Genomic DNA, 19,222 nt, shown 5'->3' on the forward strand with positions numbered 1-19,222 from the left:
GGGACCGCCAGAATCTAGCGGTTGGAACAGCTACTTGTCGTTATCGGACTTCGCACCAAGCGTCGTCTTCTGCACCTGCATGAGGAACTCGACGTTGCTCTGGGTCTCCCGGATCTTGTTGGTCAGCAGCTCAAGGCTCTGCTGCGTCTCGAGCCCGGAAAGGACGCGGCGCAGCTTCCACATGATCTTGACTTCCTCGGGGGAAAGCAGGTTTTCCTCACGGCGCGTACCGGACGCGTTGACGTCAACGGCCGGGAAGATGCGCTTGTCCGCAAGCTGGCGGGACAGGCGCAGTTCCATGTTGCCGGTGCCCTTGAACTCTTCGAAGATGACCTCGTCCATCTTGGAACCGGTCTCGACAAGCGCGGTCGCCAGGATGGTCAGCGAGCCGCCGTTTTCGATGTTGCGGGCGGCACCGAAGAAACGCTTCGGCGGGTACAGCGCTGCAGAGTCCACACCACCGGACAGGATGCGGCCGGAGGCCGGTGCTGCCAGGTTGTAGGCACGGCCCAGGCGGGTCATGGAGTCCAGGAGGACCACGACGTCCATGCCCATTTCCACGAGGCGCTTGGCGCGCTCGATGGAAAGTTCGGCCACGGTGGTGTGGTCGTCGGCGGGACGGTCGAAGGTGGAGGCAATGACCTCGCCCTTGACGGTGCGCTGCATGTCCGTGACTTCTTCGGGACGTTCGTCAACGAGCACCATCATGAGGTGGACCTCAGGATTGTTGGTGGTGATGGCGTTGGCGATGGACTGCAGGATCAGGGTCTTGCCGGCCTTCGGGGGCGAAACGATCAGTCCGCGCTGGCCCTTGCCGATCGGCGCCACCAGGTCGATGACGCGGGGGCCGATCTTCTTGGGATCCGTTTCCAGGCGCAGGCGCTCGGAGGGGTACAGCGGGACGAGCTTCGCGAACTCGACGCGGTCCTTGAGCTCCTCGGGCGTCTTGCCGTTGACGGACGTGACGCGGACCAGGGCGTTGAACTTCTGGCGGGCAGACTGCTGCTGACCCCCCTGCTGGGCCTCGCCTTCACGCGGTGCACGGATGGCACCGACGACGGCGTCGCCCTTGCGCAGGTTGTACTTCTTGACCTGGGCGAGGGAGACGTACACGTCATTCGGACCCGGCAGGTAGCCGGAGGTGCGGATGAACGCGTAGTTCTCGAGCACGTCGAGAATACCGGCGACGGGCAGCAGGACATCGTCCTCGGTGACCTCGACGTCGTCGACGTCCGGTCCCTGGACGCGGCCCCGACGGCGGTCGTTACGGTCGCGGAAGCGGTCGTTCCGCGAGGTGTTGTCGCGGCTCTCCTGCTGGCCCTGGCGGTCACCGCGGTCGTTGCGGTCACGACGGTTGCGGCGGTTCCGGCGGCTGCCGCCGTCGTTGTCGTCATTGTCGCGGGTTTCACGGGTGTTCTCACGGGCTTCGGCGTTGTCGCGGCCTCCGCGGGTGCGGTCACGGCGCTGGCCGTCTTCGCTGCTCTGCTCGGCACGCTGTTCTGTGCGCTGTTCCGCACGCTGTTCTGTGCGCTGCTCGGTCTGGCGCTGTTCCGTGCGCTGCTCCGGCTGGCGCTGCTCGGCGGCGCGCTCTTCGGGCTGGCGCTGCTCGGCGGGGGCTTCGGCAGCTTCCGCCGATCCGCCCTGCGCGGCAGCTTCGCCGCGGCGGCGGTTGCGGGTGCGCGGCTGGCGGCGTTCGCCGGCTTCGGTACCGGCCGGACCGGTCTCGGCGGCTGCTTCCGCGGCGGGCGCAGTTTCCGCGGCCGGAGCAGCGGCGGGAGCCTCTGCAGCAGGCGCCGTGATGATGCCGTCGCTGCCTGCGCGGCGGCTGCGGCCACGGCCACGGGCCCGCGGGTTCTCCTGGGCCGGTGCCTCGGCGTCGCCGGCTGCTGCCGGAGCCGCGGCGTGCGCCACGGTGCCGTTGTCGGTTGCCTTTTCAGCAGCGCGGGCCGGGGCCTTGCTCACTGGGGTGCCTGCACGATGTGCGGAAATGGCCGAGACCAGATCTCCCTTGCGCATGCGGGAACCGCCGGAAATACCGAGCTGGCTGGCGAGAGCCTGCAGCTGGGCGAGCTTGAGGCCTGCAAGGCCGCTGCTCTTGGCGGGTGCTGCCGTTGACGATCCGGCAGCAGAAGATGTTTCCACAGCTGGAGACAGCTCAGTGGTTTCGGTCACGAAGGATCCTTCCCCCTCGACGGCGTCCAGACTAGGAGCTGGACGCGATGATTTGATCTGGGCTGCGGTTCAGATCCGCAGCCGGGATTTCGGCCTTGCCGGATGGATTTTGGCCAGCAGGGCCGGATACAGCTACACCTGGCACGCTCCGAACAGAAGGAACGGCGGGCTGACGCTACAGGGGTGCAGAGCAACTCTGCGGGTTCCTGCGTCAGACCGAAAGCAGGTGGCACCGGAAAATATTGCGCAGTGGGAGATGAGAGAGGCTACGTGGCCAACATCGCGGTCTTATAACGGTTACTGATTTACCGCCTGCGTGATTACCGCCGGTGCACTTCCACTTTAGCACCTTCAACGTCCACGGCCAGCTTCATCACACGCCAGCCCACTTCCGGCGTGTTGCGGATGGTGTGCGCGCCAATGAAGCTGACCACGGCGTCGGCTTCCGCTTCGCCGTTGGCAAGGACCAGGACCGTCGGCCCGGCACCGGAGACGACGGCGGCGTAGCCCTCGCGGCGCAGTGCCGCGATGAGCTCCGCGCTGGGCCGCATGGCCTGGGCCCGGTAGCTCTGGTGCAGGTAGTCCTCGGTGCCGGGGAACAGGAACTCGGGCTTTGTCGTCAATGCGTGGATCAGCAGGGCGGCCCGGCCGGTATTCATCGCCGCGGCATGGTGCCCCACCGAGGCGGGCAGGAGAGCTCGCGCGGCCTCCGTGGACAGTTCGAAGTCTGGGACGGCGACGACCGGGATGACCGATTCCGCGACGGTCGCGCAGGTGCTGCTGTACCGGTCACTGTCCTGCCATGACAGCGCCAGTCCGCCGAAAATCGCGGGTGCGACGTTGTCCGGGTGGCCCTCCATTTCGCTCGTGAGCTGCAGGATCCAGTCCTTGCCGCGGCGCGCCGCTTCCGGAACGAGGGCGTTCGCGGCTGAGACGGCCGCGACCACGGCGGAGGCGGAGGACCCGAGTCCGCGGCCGTGCGGGTTGACGTTGTCCGCCGTGATCCGCAGGCCGTCATGCCGGAAGCCGAGGCGGTGCAGCGCCTCGGTGATGGCCCTGACCACCAGGTGGCTCGCGTCGCGCGGCAGCGATTCGGCACCCTCGCCGCTGAGTTCGAACTCCAGCTCACCGCCGGCCAGGGTTTCCACCGTCAACGTGTCATGGAGCGAGAGGGCCAGCCCCAGGCTGTCGTAGCCGGGCCCGAGGTTGGCGCTGGTCGCCGGGACCCGGACGGTCACCAGCATCCCGGCCGGGACAGCGGGCGAACCCGCGGCGGACTCGGCCGGGACGGTAAGGGTGGTTTCCACGGCTATTTTTCTTCCAGGCCCAGTGCTGCGGCGACGGTGACGACGTCGTTGGAGACCTTGACGGGTTCCACGTCGCTGCCGTCCTCGGTGCGCAGCGCCCACTGCGGGTCCTTCAGGCCGTGGCCCGTCACCGTGATGACGATGGTCTTCCCGGCGGGCACCTCCCCTGCCGCGTGCTTCTTGATCAGGCCGGCGACGCCCGCGGCGGAGCCCGGTTCCACGAACACGCCTTCGCGGGCAGAGAGCCAGCGGTGGGCGGACAGGATTTCCTCGTCGGTCACTGCTTCGATGACGCCGCCGGACTCGTCCCGGGCGGCAACAGCGGTGTCCCATGAAGCAGGGTTGCCGATCCGGATGGCCGTCGCGATGGTGTCCGGGTCGGTGATGGGATGTCCGGCGACGAAAGGCGCAGCGCCTGCGGCCTGGAAGCCCCACATCACCGGCGTCTTCGTGGCAACGGCGGCCAAGGTTCCGGCCGTAGCGGACTCAAACGGCGCGGAGTACTCCTTATAGCCCTTCCAGTACGCGCTGATGTTGCCCGCGTTGCCCACCGGGAGCACGTGGAAGTCGGGGGCGTCCCCGAGGGAGTCGACCACTTCGAAAGCGCCGGTCTTCTGGCCCTCGATCCGCGCAGGGTTGACCGAGTTGACCAGGAAGACGGGGTAGGACTCCCCCAGCTTGCGGGCGATGTCCAGGCAGTCGTCGAAGTTGCCGTCGACCTGCAGCAGCGTGGCGCCGTGTGCGATCGCCTGGCTCAGCTTGCCCATCGAGATCTTGCCTTCGGGCACGAGGACGGCGCACTGGAGCCCGGCTGCCGTCGCGTAGGCCGCGGCCGAAGCCGAGGTGTTTCCGGTGGACGCGCACACCACGGCCTTGGCGCCGGCGGCGACAGCGGCCGTCATGGCCATGGTCATGCCGCGGTCCTTGAAGGACCCGGTCGGGTTCATGCCCTCGACCTTGAGGTAGACGTCGCTGCCGGTCAGCTCGGAGAGGTGCCGGGCATACACGAGCGGGGTGCCGCCCTCCCCGAGGGTGATGACCTTCGTGGACTCCGTGACAGGCAGGCGTTCAGCGTATTCGCGGATGACCCCGCGCCATTGGTGAGCCATTTAGACCCCTTCTACCCGCAGTACGGATGTGACGGAATTGATGACGTCCAGGCCCTTGACGGCCTCGACGGTTGCAGCCAGGGCGGCCTCGCGTGCACGGTGTGTCACGATCCGCAGTTCCGCCGACTCCACCTTGGAGTCGGCGTCGCGGTGGATGGTCTGGCGCATGATTTCGATGGAGACGCCGTGCTCTGCGAAGAGCTGGGCGATCCTGGCCAGGACGCCGGGCTGGTCCGCCACGTCGAGGCCGATGTAGTAGCTCGTCATGACCGCGTCGATGGGCAGTGCGCGGACATGACCGGTGGTCGTCTCCGTCCGGCCCGGGCCGCCCAGGACGATCCGGCGGGCGGCGGACACGAGGTCGCCCAGGACGGCCGACGCCGTCGGGGTACCGCCGGCGCCCTGGCCGTAGAACATCAGCTCGCCGGCGTTCTCGGCTTCGATGAAGACTGCGTTGAACGCGCCGCGGACGGCGGCGAGGGGGTGTTCGCGCGGCAGCAGTGTGGGATGCACGCGGACGGAGACGCCGGTGTCCCCGTCTGTTTCCGTGCCTTCGGCGGGGAGTTTTTCGGCGATCGCCAGCAGTTTGATCACGAATCCGGCGTCCTTCGCGGCCGCGATGTCCGCCGCGCTGACGGAGCTGATGCCCTCGCAGTAGACGTCTTCGAGCGCGAACCTGGTGTGGAAGGACAGAGAGGCGAGGATCGCGGCCTTGGCGGCGGCATCATGGCCCTCGACGTCGGCCGTGGGATCGGCTTCCGCGTAGCCCAGGCGCTGGGCCTCGGCCAGGGCGTCGGCGAACTGCGCGCCGGTGGAGTCCATCTGGTCGAGGATGAAGTTGGTGGTGCCGTTAACGATGCCGAGCACCCGCGTGATCCGGTCGCCGGACAGGCTGTCCCGGATGGGCCGCAGGATGGGGATCGCGCCGGCCACGGCAGCCTCGTAGGAGAGCTGGACGCCGGCCTTGTCGGCTTCCTCGTAGAGGGTCGGGCCGTCCTGGGCCAGCAGGGCCTTGTTGCCGGTGACCACGCAGGCCCCGTTGCGCATGGCGATCAGGATCAGGGTGCGGGCCGGTTCGATCCCGCCCATCAGTTCGATGACGAGGTCTGCGTCCTTGACCAGGGATTCGGCGTCGGTGGTGAACAGCCCGTGCGGCAGCTCGACATCGCGGGGAGCGTCGATGTTCCGCACGGCGATGCCGCTCAATTCGAGGCGGGCACCGGTCCGGGAGGCAAGCGCTTCGGCGTCGTCAATGAGAATCCGCGCAACCTGGGCTCCGACGTTGCCACAGCCCAGCAGGGCTACTTTCAGGGTTCGCAATTCGGTCATTCAGACTCCCATGTCGCGGTTCAGCAGATCTTCTTCGGTTTCCCCGCGGACAATGAGCCGGGCAGATCCATCGCGCACAGCGACAACGCCCGGCCGGGCCAGATAGTTGTAGTTGCTTGACAGGGCCCAGCAGTAGGCGCCGGTCCCCGGTACAGCGAGCAGATCACCGGCTGCCACGTCCTCGGGCAGATATACATCTCTAACAACTATGTCGCCGCTCTCGCAATGTTTGCCCACCACTCGGGACAGCTGCGCAGCGGCCTCCGAGGTCCGTGACGCCAGAATGGCCGAATAATCCGCGTCGTACAGCACCGGACGGGGGTTATCGCTCATGCCGCCGTCCACTGACACATACCGGCGCGGGTACGTAACGTTTTCCGCGGCCGTTTCAGCTGTTTCCTGTGCGTCCACGGCGGGCGCGTCGACCCGGACGGTCTTGAGCGTGCCCACTTCGTACAGCGTGAACGTGGAGCTGCCGACGATCGCCCTGCCCGGTTCGATCGAAATCCGGGGGGCGGAAATGCCCAGTTCCGCACATTTGGACCGGACGACGGCGGCCATCGCCTGGGCGATTTCGGCGGCCGGGCGCGGAGTGTCCACGGGCGTGTAGGCGATGCCGTAGCCGCCGCCCAGGTCGAGTTCCGGCAGGACGATGGAATACTTGGCCTGCATGGCCGCCAGGAAGTCCAGCAGCTTCTCCGCGGCGAGCGCGAACCCGTCCGGTTCGAAGATCTGGGACCCGATGTGGCAGTGCAGTCCCAGCAGTTCAATGCCGGGGTAGCCCGAAGCCGCGGCCACGGCTTCCTCGGCTGCGGACAGCCCGGCCTGGTCGGTGGAGTCCCCGGCCATGGAGAGGCCGAATTTCTGGTCCTCGTGCGCGGTGGCGATGAATTCGTGGGTGTGGGCGTGCACTCCGGGGGTCAGCCGGAGCATGACCCTTGCGGTTTCGCCCCGGTTGGCGGCGATGGCGGCGACCCGGTCGAGCTCGGCCAGGCTGTCCACTACGATCCGTCCCAACTGCATGTCCAGGGCGCGGTGGATCTCGGCGTCGGACTTGTTGTTCCCGTGCAGCGCGACGTCAGCGCCGGGGATGCCTGCCCTGGCCGCGACGGCGAGTTCCCCGCCGGAGGCAGTGTCCAGCCGCAGCCCCTCCTCTTCGACCCAGCGGACCACGGAGGTGCACAGGAAGGATTTCCCCGCGTAGTAGACGTCCACTCCCCCGCAGATATCAGCGAAGGCGTTATTGAACGCGTCGCTGAACGCCCGCGCACGGGCCCGGAAATCGGTCTCGCTCAGAACGAACAGCGGGGTACCGTACCGGGCCTGCAGCTCGCTGACCGCCAGACCCTCGATGCTGAGTTCGCCGGCGTCATTGCGCCCGACACCGGCCGCCCACAGGGGCGCATGGAGGGCGTTCAGGTCCGCGGGGACCTCAAGCCAGTCCGGGGCGAGCGGGGAGGACGCGCTCGCGGGCTTCCCCGCACTGGCTGACGGTCCTGAGGTTGCGGTCATGGCGGTCACATCCGTTCCGGCGCCGAGACGCCCAGCAGTTCCAGTCCATTGGCGAGCACCTGGCTTGTGGCATCGTTGAGCCACAAGCGGGTGCGGTTGAGGTCGGTAATGGCCTCCTCGCCCAGGGGTGCCACGCGGCAGGCGTCGTACCAGCGGTGGTACGCGCCGGCGATGACTTCCAGATGGCGCGCGACGCGGTGCGGCTCGCGCAGCTCGGCGGCCTTCGCCACGATCGAGGGGTAGCTGCCCAGGTAGGACAGGAGTTCGTTCTCCGTCGCGTGCTCCAGCAGGGAGGCATCGAAGCTGTCTTTGCCGTCCACCCGGCGCTCCACGCCGGCGGCCACGGCGTTCCGTGCCGTGCCGCGGGAGCGGGCGTGGGCGTACTGGACGTAGAAGACCGGGTTCTCGTTGCTGTGCTTCTTGAGCAGCTCGGGGTCCAGGGTCAGGGGCGAATCGGCCGGGAAGCGCGCCAGGGAATAGCGGACGGCGTCCTTGCCCAGCCAGGAGATGAGGTCCTTGAGCTCGATGATGTTGCCGGCGCGCTTGGACAGCTTGGCGCCGTTGACCGAGACCAGCTGGCCGATCAGGACCTCGATGTTGGCTTCGGGGTCGTCCCCGGCCGCGGCCGCAATGGCTTTGAGCCGGTTGATGTAGCCGTGGTGGTCCGCGCCGAGGAGATAGATCTTCTCCGTGTAGCCGCGGTCCTTCTTGGAAAGGTAGTACGCGGCGTCGGCGGCGAAGTACGTCGGTTCGCCGTTCGCCCGGATCATGACGCGGTCCTTGTCGTCGCCGAAATCCGTCGTGCGCAGCCAGACGGCGCCGCCGTCGTCGTACACGTGCCCCTGCTCCCGGAGGCGTGCGACAGCGTCTTCGATCGCGCCGGCGTCGTGGAGTTCCTGTTCGGAGAAGAAGACGTCGAAGTCGACGCCGAACTCGGCCAGGGTCTGCTTGATGTCGTGCATCTGCGCCTTGTAGGCCGCCCCGCGGATGACCGGCAGGGCTGCCACGTCGGTGAGTTCGCGGATGCCGGGATGCTGGGTCAGCACCTCGTGTCCGAGATCGGCAATGTATTCGCCCGGGTAGCCGCCTTCAGGAACGCCGCGGCCGTGCAGCCGGGACAGCACCGAGTGTGCGAAGACGTTCATCTGGGATCCGGCGTCGTTGATGTAGTACTCGGCCGTGACGTCGGCGCCGGAGGCCCGGAGCACCCGGGCGATCGAGTCACCGAGCGCGGCCCAGCGGGTGTGGCCGATGTGCAGCGGCCCGGTGGGGTTGGCCGAAACAAATTCCATGTTGACCACGTGTCCGGCGAGCGCTGAGTTGGTGCCGTAGTCCGGACCCGCTTCGACGATGGCCCTGGCCAGGGTGCCCGCAGCCGCGGCGTCGACTGTGATGTTGAGGAAGCCCGGGCCGGCGATGTCGACGGCGGACACACCCTCGATGGACTTGAGCCGGGCGCTGAGGACGGAGGCGAACTCCCGCGGGTTGGTGCCCGCCGCCTTGGCCAGCTGGAGGGCGATGTTGGTGGCCCAGTCACCGTGGTCCCTGTTCTTCGGGCGATCAACGCGCACCTGGTCCGGGACGTCGGCTGCGGCCAGTGCGATTTCACCGGCCGCGACGGCGTCCTTCAGGCAGGCGGATATGGCAAGGGAGAGTTCTTCTGGGGTCACAGTTCCAGCCTACCGGTGGGCCTGCAATGTGGCGGAATCTGGCGGCCGGCATGACGTGAGGCGGCGCCCGCGGCCCTCTTCGGGGACGCCGGCGGTTCCGCCGGCTGCTCCCGGCCAGCCATCGAACACGGCCCGCGGGCGCGCCGCTTTTCCGTTGGAGGCTTCATTCCTGCTAAGCTCTAGGACGTCCCGCCGGAAACGGCAGGAACCCTGACTGCCCTCGTAGCTCAGGGGATAGAGCGTCTGCCTCCGGAGCAGAAGGTCGTTGGTTCGATTCCAATCGAGGGCACAAGCAAAACCCCGCCGTTTCAGCGAAACGGCGGGGTTTTCTGCGTACCGGCACGTCCACGCGGTTTCCTGCAGTGTGCGCATGGCCCTGCCAATTGTCGGTGACCGCTCGTAGGCTGTTCCCATCGGCAGCGGGGTTGCCGGTACCGGCAACCGGCCGGCAAACGCGTCAGCTGCCGCCGGCCGGTCCCGCAGAAGCGTAAGGGGTCCCATATGTTCTGTTCCATCGTTCCTCCGTACCTGCTCCGCCGCCTGGCAGCACAGCAGGAACCGCGGCTTTCCGAGGCGGCCCAGGCTGCCAGGCAAGCGCTGCTGCACGTCAAGACCTTCCAGGCATCGCGGGCGCTGGCATCCCCGGCGACTCCCCCGGGAATGCTCGAGGCCAAGCCCGGCCCCCCGGAGCGGACTATCTACGACGCCAAGTCGTTGGAGAAGCTGCCGGGCAGCCTGGTCCGGAAGGAAGGGGCAGCGTCCACCGGCGATCCGGCGGCGGACGAGGCCTACGACGGGCTGGGGCACACCCACCGGCTCTATGCGGACGCCTTCGGCCGGAATTCCATCGACGGGAAGGGCCTCCCCCTCGACGCCACGGTCCATTACGGCCGGCGCTACGACAACGCATTCTGGGACGGACGCCAGATGGTGTTCGGCGACGGCGACGGCCAGGTTTTCGACCGGTTCACGAAATCCCTGAGCGTGATCGGCCACGAACTCACCCATGGCGTCACCCAGTACTCGGCGGGGCTCGCCTACCGGAACCAGGCAGGTGCCCTCAACGAGTCCCTCTCCGATGTCTTCGGTGCCCTCGTCGAGCAGTACGCGAAGCAGCAGTCCACCGCGGAGGCCAGTTGGCTGATCGGAGAGGGCCTGTTCACAGACCAGGTCCAGGGCGCTGCCCTGCGGTCCATGAAGGCGCCGGGGACCGCCTACGACGACGACGTCCTCGGCAAGGATCCGCAGCCGGACTCGATGGAATCCTATGTCCACACGAGCGCGGACAACGGTGGCGTGCACATCAACTCCGGCATCCCCAACCGTGCGTTCTGCCTGGTTGCCACAGCCTTGGGCGGCAACGCCTGGGACGCCCCGGCGAGGATCTGGTACGAGACCCTCACCGGCGGCACGCTGGCCCCGAACGCCACCTTCGGTTCCTTTGCCAAGGCGACCGCGGCGTCCGCTAAGGAACTCTTCGGGGCCGGGTCCCCGGAGCATGACGCCGTGCGGACCGCGTGGGAGACTGTGAAGGTCAAGCTGTAACCGTGCCGGGACGGCCAGCCCCCCGGCAGGCCGCCCGGCCGAGCACCTAGGCCGGGCACCCAGGCCGAGCACCCCGGGCCGAATACAGGAACCAGGCCATGAAGATCATCATCGAACGCAGTGGCGGCATCACCGGCATGAAGCGGATCTGGACAGTCCAGGCGGCGTCGCCGGACGAGCAAGACCGCTGGCAGCCCCTTGTTGAGGCATGCCCGTGGGACACGCTCCCGGAAACCGGCCGGCGCATCCCGGAAGGCCAGCCGGACCGGTTCATCTACGACATCCGGGCCGGCCAACGCCATGCGACCTTGCCCGAGCACGCGCTGACCGGGCCGTGGCGGGACCTGGTCGAGTTCGCCAAAGCCGCTGCCGAGTCGATGGGGTCCCCGGAAGGTCCCTAAACGGCGGCCAGGTGGCCCCGGAACGTGCGCCGGTAGGACTGCGGGCTGGTGTCCAGGGCCCTCGTGAAGTGGTGCCGCAGCAGCACCGAGTGCCCGAAGCCGGATTCCCGGGCGACTTCGTCAATATTCAGTTCCGTGGTCTCCAGCAGCTCCTGCGCCCGCAGCACCCGCTGGGAGTTCAGCCACGCCGCCGGGGTTGCCCCCGTCTCGGACCGGAAGCGCCGCGCGAACGTCCGCGGTGACATGTGGACCCGGGCCGCAAGCTCGTTGACGGAGTGCTCCTCGTCCAGGTGCCGGACCATCCATTGCAGCAGCTGCTCCATGGGTTCGGAGCCGCACGGGGGAATCGGCCGGTCGATGTACTGGGCCTGGCCGCCGTCCCGGTGCGGGGGAACCACCATGTCCCGGGCAATGCCGGCGGCAACTTTGGCGCCGAACTCCGTCCGGATCAGGTGCAGGCAGGCATCGATTCCGGCAGCCGTTCCCGCACTCGTGATGATCCGGCCGTCTTCCACGTAGAGGACGTTCTCGTCCACGAGCGCCGTGGGGTACCTGGCCGCCAGCTCCTGCGAGTAGTGCCAGTGCGTCGTGCAGCGCCGTCCATCGAGGAGGCCCGCCCGGGCGAGGGCGAAGGCACCCGAGCAGATGGACATCACCCAGGCCCCGCGCGCATGCGCCGCCCGCAGAACATCCAGGACGGCCTCGGACACGTCCTTATCCCCACCGTACGGGGCCATGATGACCAGATCCGCGTCCGCGGCCGCTTCCAGGCCCAGGCCGACATGCATGGACAGCCCCGACTTCATCGGCACGTCTCCCGGTTCGGGAGTGCACACGCGGAAATCGAAGGCGGGAACGCCGTCGCCGCGCGCCGAGCGGTCGATGCCGAACACCTCAAATGCGGTCCCGAACTCGAAGATTGAGAAGTTGGGAACGACGATCATTGCCACTGATGTGATCATGAATCCATTGTGGCAGAAATTATAGCTTTTTGGGCATTTCTGCCACTTCTTTTGTTCCCCGCACCGGAGAACCATGGAGTTATGGAACTCCTCGGAATCGCACTCATTGTCCTGATCATCGTCGCGATCGCAGCCACCGTGCGTGGCCTGCGGAAAGATGGCCTAGGCCACAACCCGCCCGTCCGCTCCCATGAGTACTGGACCGCCCAGAATCTGCCCAGCGTCAACTACACCCTGCGGATCTTCTAAGCTGCACAGCCTGAAGCGGCCCGCACACTCCCGCCATCCGCCCGCTGGGCCTGCCACCGGAACTCCGCCGGCAGCAGGCCCAGTAGACTGTGTCCAGCCATGACACTGCACATTTCCTACCCCGCCGAGCTGCCGGTCTCCGAGCGCCGCGAAGACCTGATGGCCGCCATCGCGGCCAACCAGGTGACCATCATCGCCGGCGAGACCGGCTCGGGAAAGACCACCCAGATCCCCAAGATGTGTCTCGAACTCGGACTGGGCGAGAACGGCCTGATCGGCCACACGCAGCCACGCCGGCTAGCCGCCCGCACTGTCGCCGAGCGCATCGCGGAGGAACTTCAGGTTGAGATCGGCCAGGAAGTGGGCTTCCAGGTCCGCTTCACCGGCGAGGTCAGCCGCTCCACCAAGGTCAAGCTCATGACCGACGGCATCCTGCTGGCGGAAATCCAGCGCGACAAGCTGCTGCGCAAGTACAACGCCATCATCATCGATGAAGCCCACGAGCGCAGCCTGAACATCGACTTCATCCTCGGCTACCTCAAACGGATCCTGCCGCAGCGCCCGGACCTGAAGATCATCATCACCTCGGCCACGATCGACCCGGAGCGCTTCGCCAAGCACTTCGGCAGCGAGGACGAGCCCTCCCCCATCATCGAAGTTTCGGGCCGGACCTATCCGGTCGAGATCCGCTACCGGCCGCTTTCCCAGCCGGCCGGCGGTGCCGCCGGCGACGAGGGCGACGTTGCTTCCTCCGACGACGAGCTCGAGGAGGACCGGGATCCGCTCGATGCCGTGTGCGACGCCGTCGACGAACTCGCGCTGGAGGCCCCCGGCGACATCCTGATCTTCTTCTCCGGCGAGCGCGAGATCCGGGACGCCGCGGAGGCCCTCAACGCCAGGATCCAGTCCAACCGCAGGCTTGCCGGGACCGAGGTGCTGCCGCTGTTTGCCCGGCTAAGCCTGGAGGAACAGCACAAGGTCTTCCATCCGGGCAGCAAGCGGCGGATCGTGCTTGCCACGAACGTCGCCGAAACCTCCCTCACGGTCCCGGGCATCAAGTACGTCGTCGACACCGGCACAGCGCGCATCTCGCGCTATTCCCACCGCACCAAGGTCCAGCGCCTGCCGATCGAACGGGTCTCGCAGGCCTCCGCCAACCAGCGCTCCGGGCGCTGCGGCCGTGTCTCCGACGGCATCGCCATCAGGCTCTACTCGGAGGAGGATTTCGAGTCCAGGCCGCCGTTCACCGACCCCGAAATCCTGCGCACCAACCTTGCAGCCGTCATCCTGCAGATGACCGCCATGGGCGTGGCCCGCGGCCCCAAGGACGTGGAAAACTTCCCGTTCGTGGAACCGCCGGACTCACGCGCCATCAACGACGGCGTCAGCCTCCTCCGCGAGCTCGGCGCCCTCAGCCCGGCACGGCAGGAACCAACGGACGACGGCGACGGACGCCCCGGCCGCCGGCCGTCCGGCGGTTCCGGCGGAAGGAACGGCGGCGGGCTGACCGCCGTCGGGCAGCAGCTTGCCCAGCTGCCGGTGGACCCGAGGCTCGGCAGGATGATCGTGGAGTCCGGAAAGCGCGGCTGCGTCCGCGAAGTCATGATCCTTGCCGCCGCACTGACCATCCAGGACCCGCGCGAGCGTCCCCAGGGGGACGGCTCCGGCAAGCAGCAGCTCGCCGCCGAGAAGCACGCGCGGTTCCGGGACGAGAACTCGGACTTCACGGGCTTCCTGAACCTGTGGAACTACCTCCAGGAAAAGCAGCAGGAGCTCTCCTCCACCGCGTTCCGCCGGCTCTGCCGCAACGAGTTCATCAACTACCTGCGCGTCCGGGAGTGGCAGGACCTCTTCGCCCAGCTGCGCCAGCTCGCCCGGCCGCTGGGCATCAGCCTGGACAACGTCCGGCTCGCCGATCCCGTGGGCAAACATGACGGCATCCACATCAGCCTGCTTTCGGGCCTGCTGAGCCACATCGGCATCCTCGACGAGCGCAAGCGCGAGTACGCCGGGGCCCGCGGCAGCCGTTTCGCGATTTTCCCCGGCTCGGCCCTGTTCAAGAAGTCGCCGACCTTCGTGATGGCCGCGGAGCTCGTAGAGACCAGCCGCCTCTGGGCGCGCGTGGCCGCGAAGTTCGATCCCCTCTGGGCCGAGCAGGTGGCCCCGGACCTGGTCAAGCGCAGCTACAGCGAGCCGCACTGGTCCAAGAAGATGGGCTCGGTGATGGCCCATGAAAAGGTCACCCTCTACGGCGTTCCCATCATCCCCAGCCGTCGCATTAATTACGGCAAGGTCGATCCGGAGCTGTGCCGCGAGCTGTTCATCCGGCACGCCCTGGTGGAGGGCGACTGGCAGACCCACCACAAGTTCTTCCACCGCAACCGTGCCCTGCTCCAGGAGATCGAGGAGCTCGAGGCCCGCATGCGGCGCCGGGACATCCTGGTCGATGACGAGACCCTCTTCGAGTTCTACGACGCGCGGATCGGCCAGGAGGTCGTCTCCGAACGGCACTTCGACAAATGGTGGAAGGAAGCCCGGCAGCAGGATCCCACGCTCCTGGACTTCGACCAGTCACTGCTGATCAGCGAAGACGCGGACGCGCTGGACGATTCGGCCTACCCCAAGACCTGGCTGCACAAGGGGTTCGAGCTGCCGCTGAGCTACGAGTTCCATCCGGTGGCGCCGGGGTCGCCGCCGAACCCGTCCGACGGCGTCACCGCCGAGGTCCCGGTGCTGTTCCTGAACCAGCTCGACGACGCCGCATTCCGCTGGCTGATCCCGGGCCAGCGGGTGGAACTCGTCACCGCCCTGATCAAGTCGCTGCCCAAACAGATCCGCAAGAACTTCGTCCCCGCCCCGGATGTGGCACGCCAGGCCGTGGCGGCCCTCGGGGCCGGCTTCGACCCCGCCACCGATGACCTTGAGCCCTCGCTGGAACTGGTCCTGCGCCGGATCCGCGGCCAGGTCATCCCCCCGGGTTCGTGGAACTGGGACGCCGTGCCCCCGCACCTGCGGGTGAGCTTCCGCGTGGTGGATTCCCGCGGCAAGATCCTGGACGAGGGCAAGGATCTGGGCCGGCTGCAGGAACTCCTGGCGCCGGCGACGCGCCGGGCCATCGCGGAGTCCCTCGGCGCCACGCCGGGGACGACGGCGCCGACGGCCAACGGCAGGGCCAACGGCACGTCCGCCGGAGGGCCTTCCGGCGGTGCGGCGCGCACCCGCGCCGCAGCCTCGCCGGCGGCGGCCTCAACCGGGTTCACGGAGAAGTCCGGACTCACCGAGTGGAACTTCGGGACAGTGCAGCGCCAGGTCCAGGGAACCGTCAAGGGCCACACCGTCACCGGCTACCCCGCGCTCGTCGACGAGGGCGGCTCCGTGGCCCTGCGCCTGTTCCAGACCGCGTCCGAGCAGGAACAGGCTATGCGCGGCGGCGTCATCCGGCTACTCGCCCTCAAAGTGCCGCCGCCGGACCGCTACGTCCTGGAGCACCTGAACAACACCGAGAAGCTGACGTTCAGCCAGAACCCGCATGGCTCGGTCTCGGCCCTGATCGCGGACTGCGCGCTTGCCGCCATCGACAAGCTGACACCCTCCGCACTGCCGTGGGATGAGGCCTCATTCAAAGCTCTCTACGAGACCGTCCGGGCCGAGCTGATCGACACCGTCTTCACGGTCACCGCCGTCGTTGAACGCATCCTGGCGAGCACGCGCCGGATCGAAAAGCAGCTCCGGGGAACCACGAGCCTGGCCCTCATCAGCGCGCTCAACGACGTCAAGAGCCAGCTGGAGCAACTCGTCTATCCGGGGTTCGTGGCACGCACGGGCTACGCCCAGCTCAGCCAGCTGCCCCGCTACCTCGCTGCCATCGAGAAGCGCCTGGAGAAGCTCCCCGGCAACGTCCAGCGCGACGCCCAGCACATGGCTGCGGTCCAGGCCATGGAAGACGAGTACGATGACGCCGTGTCGGCACTGTTGCCCGGCCGTCGCGCCGGGGCCGAGTTAACACACGTCCGCTGGATGATCGAAGAGCTCCGGGTCAGCTTGTTCGCCGTCGAACTCGGGACCGCCTATTCGGTCTCGGAGAAACGGATCCGCGCGGCGCTTAATAAAGTGCTGGCGCCCGCGTAGCGCCCCCGCGGGGACACCGGCAGGCGCCAGCGCTTCGTGCAGTCGAACAGTCTAGGGTGCTCAGGCGTCCGGCACGTGCTCCGCATGGCCGGCGTTCCGGAGTCCGGCGCGCAGCTTCTCTGCGTTCGCGTCGAGCCGGGCCGGATCCGGGTGCTGGTCCACGGAGCCGAAGTCGAAGTCTGCCATGGAATTCGAGGGCCACACGTGGACATGCATGTGGTTGATCTCGTAGCCTGCCACGATCAGGCCTGCCCGGGCGGCGTCAAACACGTCGACCTGGACGGCGCCAATCCTGCGGGCTACCTCCATGACGCGGCCCAGCAGTTCCGGTGCGGCATCCGTCCACTTGTCCACTTCCTCCGTGGGCACGACGAGCGTGTGCCCGTCGGCAAGCGGGCCCATTGTCAGGAAGGCAACAACGTCGTCCTCCCGCCAGACGAAGCGTCCGGGAATCTCGCCGTTGATGATCTTGGTGAAGAGTGTGCTCATGCGTCCGCCTTTTCCGAAGGGGACCCCAGGGTGCTGGCGTCCAGGACAAAACGGTACTTCACGTCGCCGGCCACCATGCGGTCATAGGACTCGTTGAGCTGGTCCGCGCGGACCACCTCGACGTCGGATACGACGCCGTGCTCGGCGCAGAAGTCCAGCATCTCCTGGGTCTCGGCGATGCTCCCGATCAGCGATCCTGCATACGCGATCCGGCGCCGGATCAGTGCGCCCGGGTTGACGGGGGGCATCGGCCCGGAGGGAAGTCCCAGCTGGAACAGGGCTCCGTCCTGGCGCAGCGTATGGAAGTAGGGGTTAAGGTCGTGCGGTGCGGCGACGGTGTCGATGATGACATCGATGCTGCGGTTCGCGGCTGCCATCGCATCCGGGTCCGTTGACAGGATGACGTCGTCCGCACCGAGCTCGCGGGCCGCGGCGAACTTTGTCTCCGAGGTGGTGAAGACCTTGACCTCGGCGCCCATGGCCTTGGCGATCTTGACAGCCATGTGGCCCAGTCCGCCGAGCCCGACCACGCCGACGACGTCGCCTTCTTCAACCTCGAAGTGGTTCAGGGGCGAGTACGTCGTGATGCCCGCGCACAGCAAAGGCGCCGCGGCTGCCGGGTCGAGGCTCTCGGGAATCCGCAGCACGTAGTTCCGGTCCACCACGATGGACGTGGCGTAGCCTCCCTGGGTGATCGAGTTGCCGTTCCGGGCGTCCTTAGCACCGTAGGTTCCGGTCATGCCGTTTTCGCAGTACTGCTCGAGCCCGTCGAGGCACGCCTCGCACTCGCGGCAGGAATCCACCATGCAGCCGACGCCGACGCGCTCACCAACACTGAACTCGTCGACGGCGGAGCCGACGCTGCTGACGCGGCCCACGATTTCGTGCCCGGGGACGAGCGGGTAGTTCTGGGTTCCCCATTCCCCGCGTGTCGCGTGGACGTCCGAGTGGCACAGTCCACAGAACTCGACGGCGATCTCGACGTCGTCTTCCTTCGGAGCGCGTCGGGAAATCGTCAGCGGAACCAGCCCGCTGTCAGGGGCCGTTGCACCGTAGGCTGCGGCCAGGCGGGGAGCCCGGGCTGCGCTGTCCGTGGTCACGGATGTGGGGATCGGCTTGGCAAGGGGCGGCGGTACGGGGCGTCCAGGAGTCATGCCTCGACGCTACCCCCGGGTAGGGCCCCTATGCCACTTGGGGCCCGGACCGGCCCGCCGGACCGCGCGGCGGCGCACCGGTGCATCTCCCGATTCTGACTTTCCCTTTGCTGTCAGACCCTACGGGGAGACTGGACTCATGGACGGCAAGCAGGGGCCCGAGGCGGCTTCATCAGTAGGAGGGCGGGGTGACTTCGAACTCCGGGACCTGCTCGCGGTTCGCGCCCGCACGCTCCGGGACCTGCGTCAGGCCGGGGACCTTGCCGGGATCAGCAAACAGTACCGGCGGCTTGACGGGATGAGGCCTACGCCCGGACCCGGCGGCTCCCCGATGGTCTCCGAAGCGGTGGAGCGGCTGCGGAGGGCCATAAATGTCATAGCCCGCTGGGAGACTTGATTCATGGACGCCAATCAGGGGCCCGAGGTGGTTCCGGCAGATGCGGCACCGGCACTTGCTGTCACGGTCGCGGACCTGGCCGCGCTCCTGGCCGGCCTTCCGGCCCCTGAGGGCGCYGCCGAACTGATCGACGAGATCCGGGACCTCGAGGACCTCAAATCCGCCATGGCCGCCCGGCAGGCCCGGGACGCCGCCGCCTTCGATGTGTGCCAGCGCCGCGACCAGGCCGCCGCCGGGATGCCCGCGGAGAAGCCCGGTGCCGGGACCGGCGCGCAGATCGCCCTGGCCCGGCGTGAATCCCCCGCCCGCGGCGGCCGGCTCCTGGGCCTCGCGAAGGCGCTCGTGACCGAAWTGCCCCACACGCTTACCGCCCTGGAGACCGGGCAGCTCAACGAATGGCGCGCCACCCTCCTCGTGCGCGAAACCGCCTGCCTGACCGCCGCGGACCGGACCGCCGTCGACGCCGAYCTCGCCCCCGACACCGGAACCTTCGACGGCGCCGGGGACCGGGCCRTCACCGGCGCGGCCCGGACCGCCGCSTACCGGCTGGACCCGCATTCTGTTACCCGGCGTGCCAGCCACGCCGTRACCGACCGGCACATCAGCCTCCGCCCGGCCCCGGACACCATGGCCTACCTCACGGCCCTGCTCCCCGTCGCCCGGGCCGTCGCCGTGCACGCCGCCCTCACCCGCCACGCCGACACCCTCCGCACCGCCGGGGACCCCCGCACCCGCGCCCAGATCATGGCCGACGCCCTGGTCGAACGCACCACCGGCACCCCCGGAGGCATCACCGGA

The 19,222-nt window shown here is 67.9% G+C and carries 15 protein-coding genes and 1 tRNA gene; 7 read left to right on the forward strand and 9 right to left on the reverse strand.

Going from position 1 to position 19,222, the window contains the following annotated elements; genetic code table 11:
• Positions 1 to 30: 30 nt before the first annotated feature.
• From rho to argS, 6 genes are all read right to left on the reverse strand, one after another.
• Positions 31 to 2,172, reverse strand: coding sequence for a transcription termination factor Rho (gene rho, locus AC1DES_RS09540; protein ID WP_476895450.1), 2,142 nt, complete (start codon positions 2,170 to 2,172; stop codon positions 31 to 33).
• Between the two features lie 320 nt (positions 2,173 to 2,492).
• The gene (gene thrB, locus AC1DES_RS09545; RefSeq protein ID WP_476895475.1) at positions 2,493 to 3,416 is read right to left on the reverse strand and encodes a homoserine kinase; all 924 of its coding nucleotides are present in this window, start codon (positions 3,414 to 3,416) and stop codon (positions 2,493 to 2,495) included.
• Positions 3,417 to 3,481: 65 nt separating this feature from the next.
• The gene (thrC, locus tag AC1DES_RS09550; RefSeq protein ID WP_476895451.1) at positions 3,482 to 4,588 is read right to left on the reverse strand and encodes a threonine synthase; all 1,107 of its coding nucleotides are present in this window, start codon (positions 4,586 to 4,588) and stop codon (positions 3,482 to 3,484) included.
• Positions 4,589 to 5,917: a homoserine dehydrogenase gene (locus AC1DES_RS09555; RefSeq protein ID WP_476895452.1), complete on the reverse strand. Its 1,329-nt coding sequence runs from the start codon at positions 5,915 to 5,917 to the stop codon at positions 4,589 to 4,591. It abuts the gene before it with no gap.
• Entirely contained in the window at positions 5,918 to 7,429 is a 1,512-nt protein-coding gene (lysA, locus tag AC1DES_RS09560) for a diaminopimelate decarboxylase (RefSeq protein ID WP_476895453.1), read from the reverse strand.
• A 5-nt stretch (positions 7,430 to 7,434) separates the two neighbouring features.
• Positions 7,435 to 9,099, reverse strand: coding sequence for an arginine--tRNA ligase (gene argS, locus AC1DES_RS09565; protein WP_476895454.1), 1,665 nt, complete (start codon positions 9,097 to 9,099; stop codon positions 7,435 to 7,437).
• Between the two features lie 216 nt (positions 9,100 to 9,315).
• Here argS and AC1DES_RS09570 point away from each other — a divergent pair.
• The 3 genes from AC1DES_RS09570 to AC1DES_RS09580 all read left to right on the forward strand — a co-directional run bounded on the left by AC1DES_RS09570 (position 9,316) and on the right by AC1DES_RS09580 (position 11,045).
• Positions 9,316 to 9,388, forward strand: a tRNA-Arg gene (locus tag AC1DES_RS09570).
• A gap of 212 nt (positions 9,389 to 9,600) precedes the next feature.
• Positions 9,601 to 10,644, forward strand: a complete 1,044-nt coding sequence (locus AC1DES_RS09575; protein ID WP_476895455.1) for a M4 family metallopeptidase — start codon at positions 9,601 to 9,603, stop codon at positions 10,642 to 10,644.
• Positions 10,645 to 10,742: 98 nt separating this feature from the next.
• On the forward strand, positions 10,743 to 11,045 hold the full coding sequence (locus AC1DES_RS09580) for a protealysin inhibitor emfourin (protein ID WP_476895456.1): 303 nt from the start codon (positions 10,743 to 10,745) through the stop codon (positions 11,043 to 11,045).
• Here AC1DES_RS09580 and AC1DES_RS09585 read toward each other — a convergent pair.
• Positions 11,042 to 12,007 carry a GlxA family transcriptional regulator gene (locus AC1DES_RS09585; protein WP_476895457.1) on the reverse strand — a complete coding sequence of 322 codons (966 nt, stop codon included), beginning with the start codon at positions 12,005 to 12,007 and terminating at the stop codon, positions 11,042 to 11,044. The genes AC1DES_RS09580 and AC1DES_RS09585 overlap by 4 nt on opposite strands.
• An 81-nt stretch (positions 12,008 to 12,088) precedes the next feature.
• Between AC1DES_RS09585 and AC1DES_RS09590 the strand changes: the two genes are divergently transcribed.
• Together AC1DES_RS09590 and hrpA are read left to right on the forward strand one after the other, a co-directional pair.
• Positions 12,089 to 12,256 carry a hypothetical protein gene (locus AC1DES_RS09590; RefSeq protein WP_476895458.1) on the forward strand — a complete coding sequence of 56 codons (168 nt, stop codon included), beginning with the start codon at positions 12,089 to 12,091 and terminating at the stop codon, positions 12,254 to 12,256.
• A gap of 99 nt (positions 12,257 to 12,355) precedes the next feature.
• Complete coding sequence (hrpA, locus tag AC1DES_RS09595; RefSeq protein ID WP_476895459.1) at positions 12,356 to 16,384, forward strand: ATP-dependent RNA helicase HrpA; 4,029 nt, start codon at positions 12,356 to 12,358, stop codon at positions 16,382 to 16,384.
• Between the two features lie 60 nt (positions 16,385 to 16,444).
• Here the strand turns inward: hrpA and AC1DES_RS09600 are convergent, their stop codons facing one another.
• Positions 16,445 to 16,873 (reverse strand): HIT family protein, encoded by a 429-nt coding sequence (locus AC1DES_RS09600; protein WP_476895460.1) that lies wholly within the window; start codon positions 16,871 to 16,873, stop codon positions 16,445 to 16,447.
• Complete coding sequence (locus AC1DES_RS09605; protein ID WP_476895461.1) at positions 16,870 to 18,027, reverse strand: NAD(P)-dependent alcohol dehydrogenase; 1,158 nt, start codon at positions 18,025 to 18,027, stop codon at positions 16,870 to 16,872. The genes AC1DES_RS09600 and AC1DES_RS09605 overlap by 4 nt, the downstream gene beginning before the upstream one ends.
• Positions 18,028 to 18,166: 139 nt before the next feature.
• On the opposite strand from AC1DES_RS09605, the gene AC1DES_RS09610 reads away from it, so the two are divergent.
• Both AC1DES_RS09610 and AC1DES_RS09615 read left to right on the forward strand, forming a co-directional pair.
• Positions 18,167 to 18,424, forward strand: a complete 258-nt coding sequence (locus AC1DES_RS09610; RefSeq protein ID WP_476895462.1) for a hypothetical protein — start codon at positions 18,167 to 18,169, stop codon at positions 18,422 to 18,424.
• A gap of 3 nt (positions 18,425 to 18,427) precedes the next feature.
• The coding region (locus AC1DES_RS09615) for a 13E12 repeat family protein (RefSeq protein ID WP_476895463.1) at positions 18,428 to 19,222 on the forward strand (795 nt) is incomplete at its 3' end.

The organism is Arthrobacter sp. 05T442, from assembly GCF_056395945.1.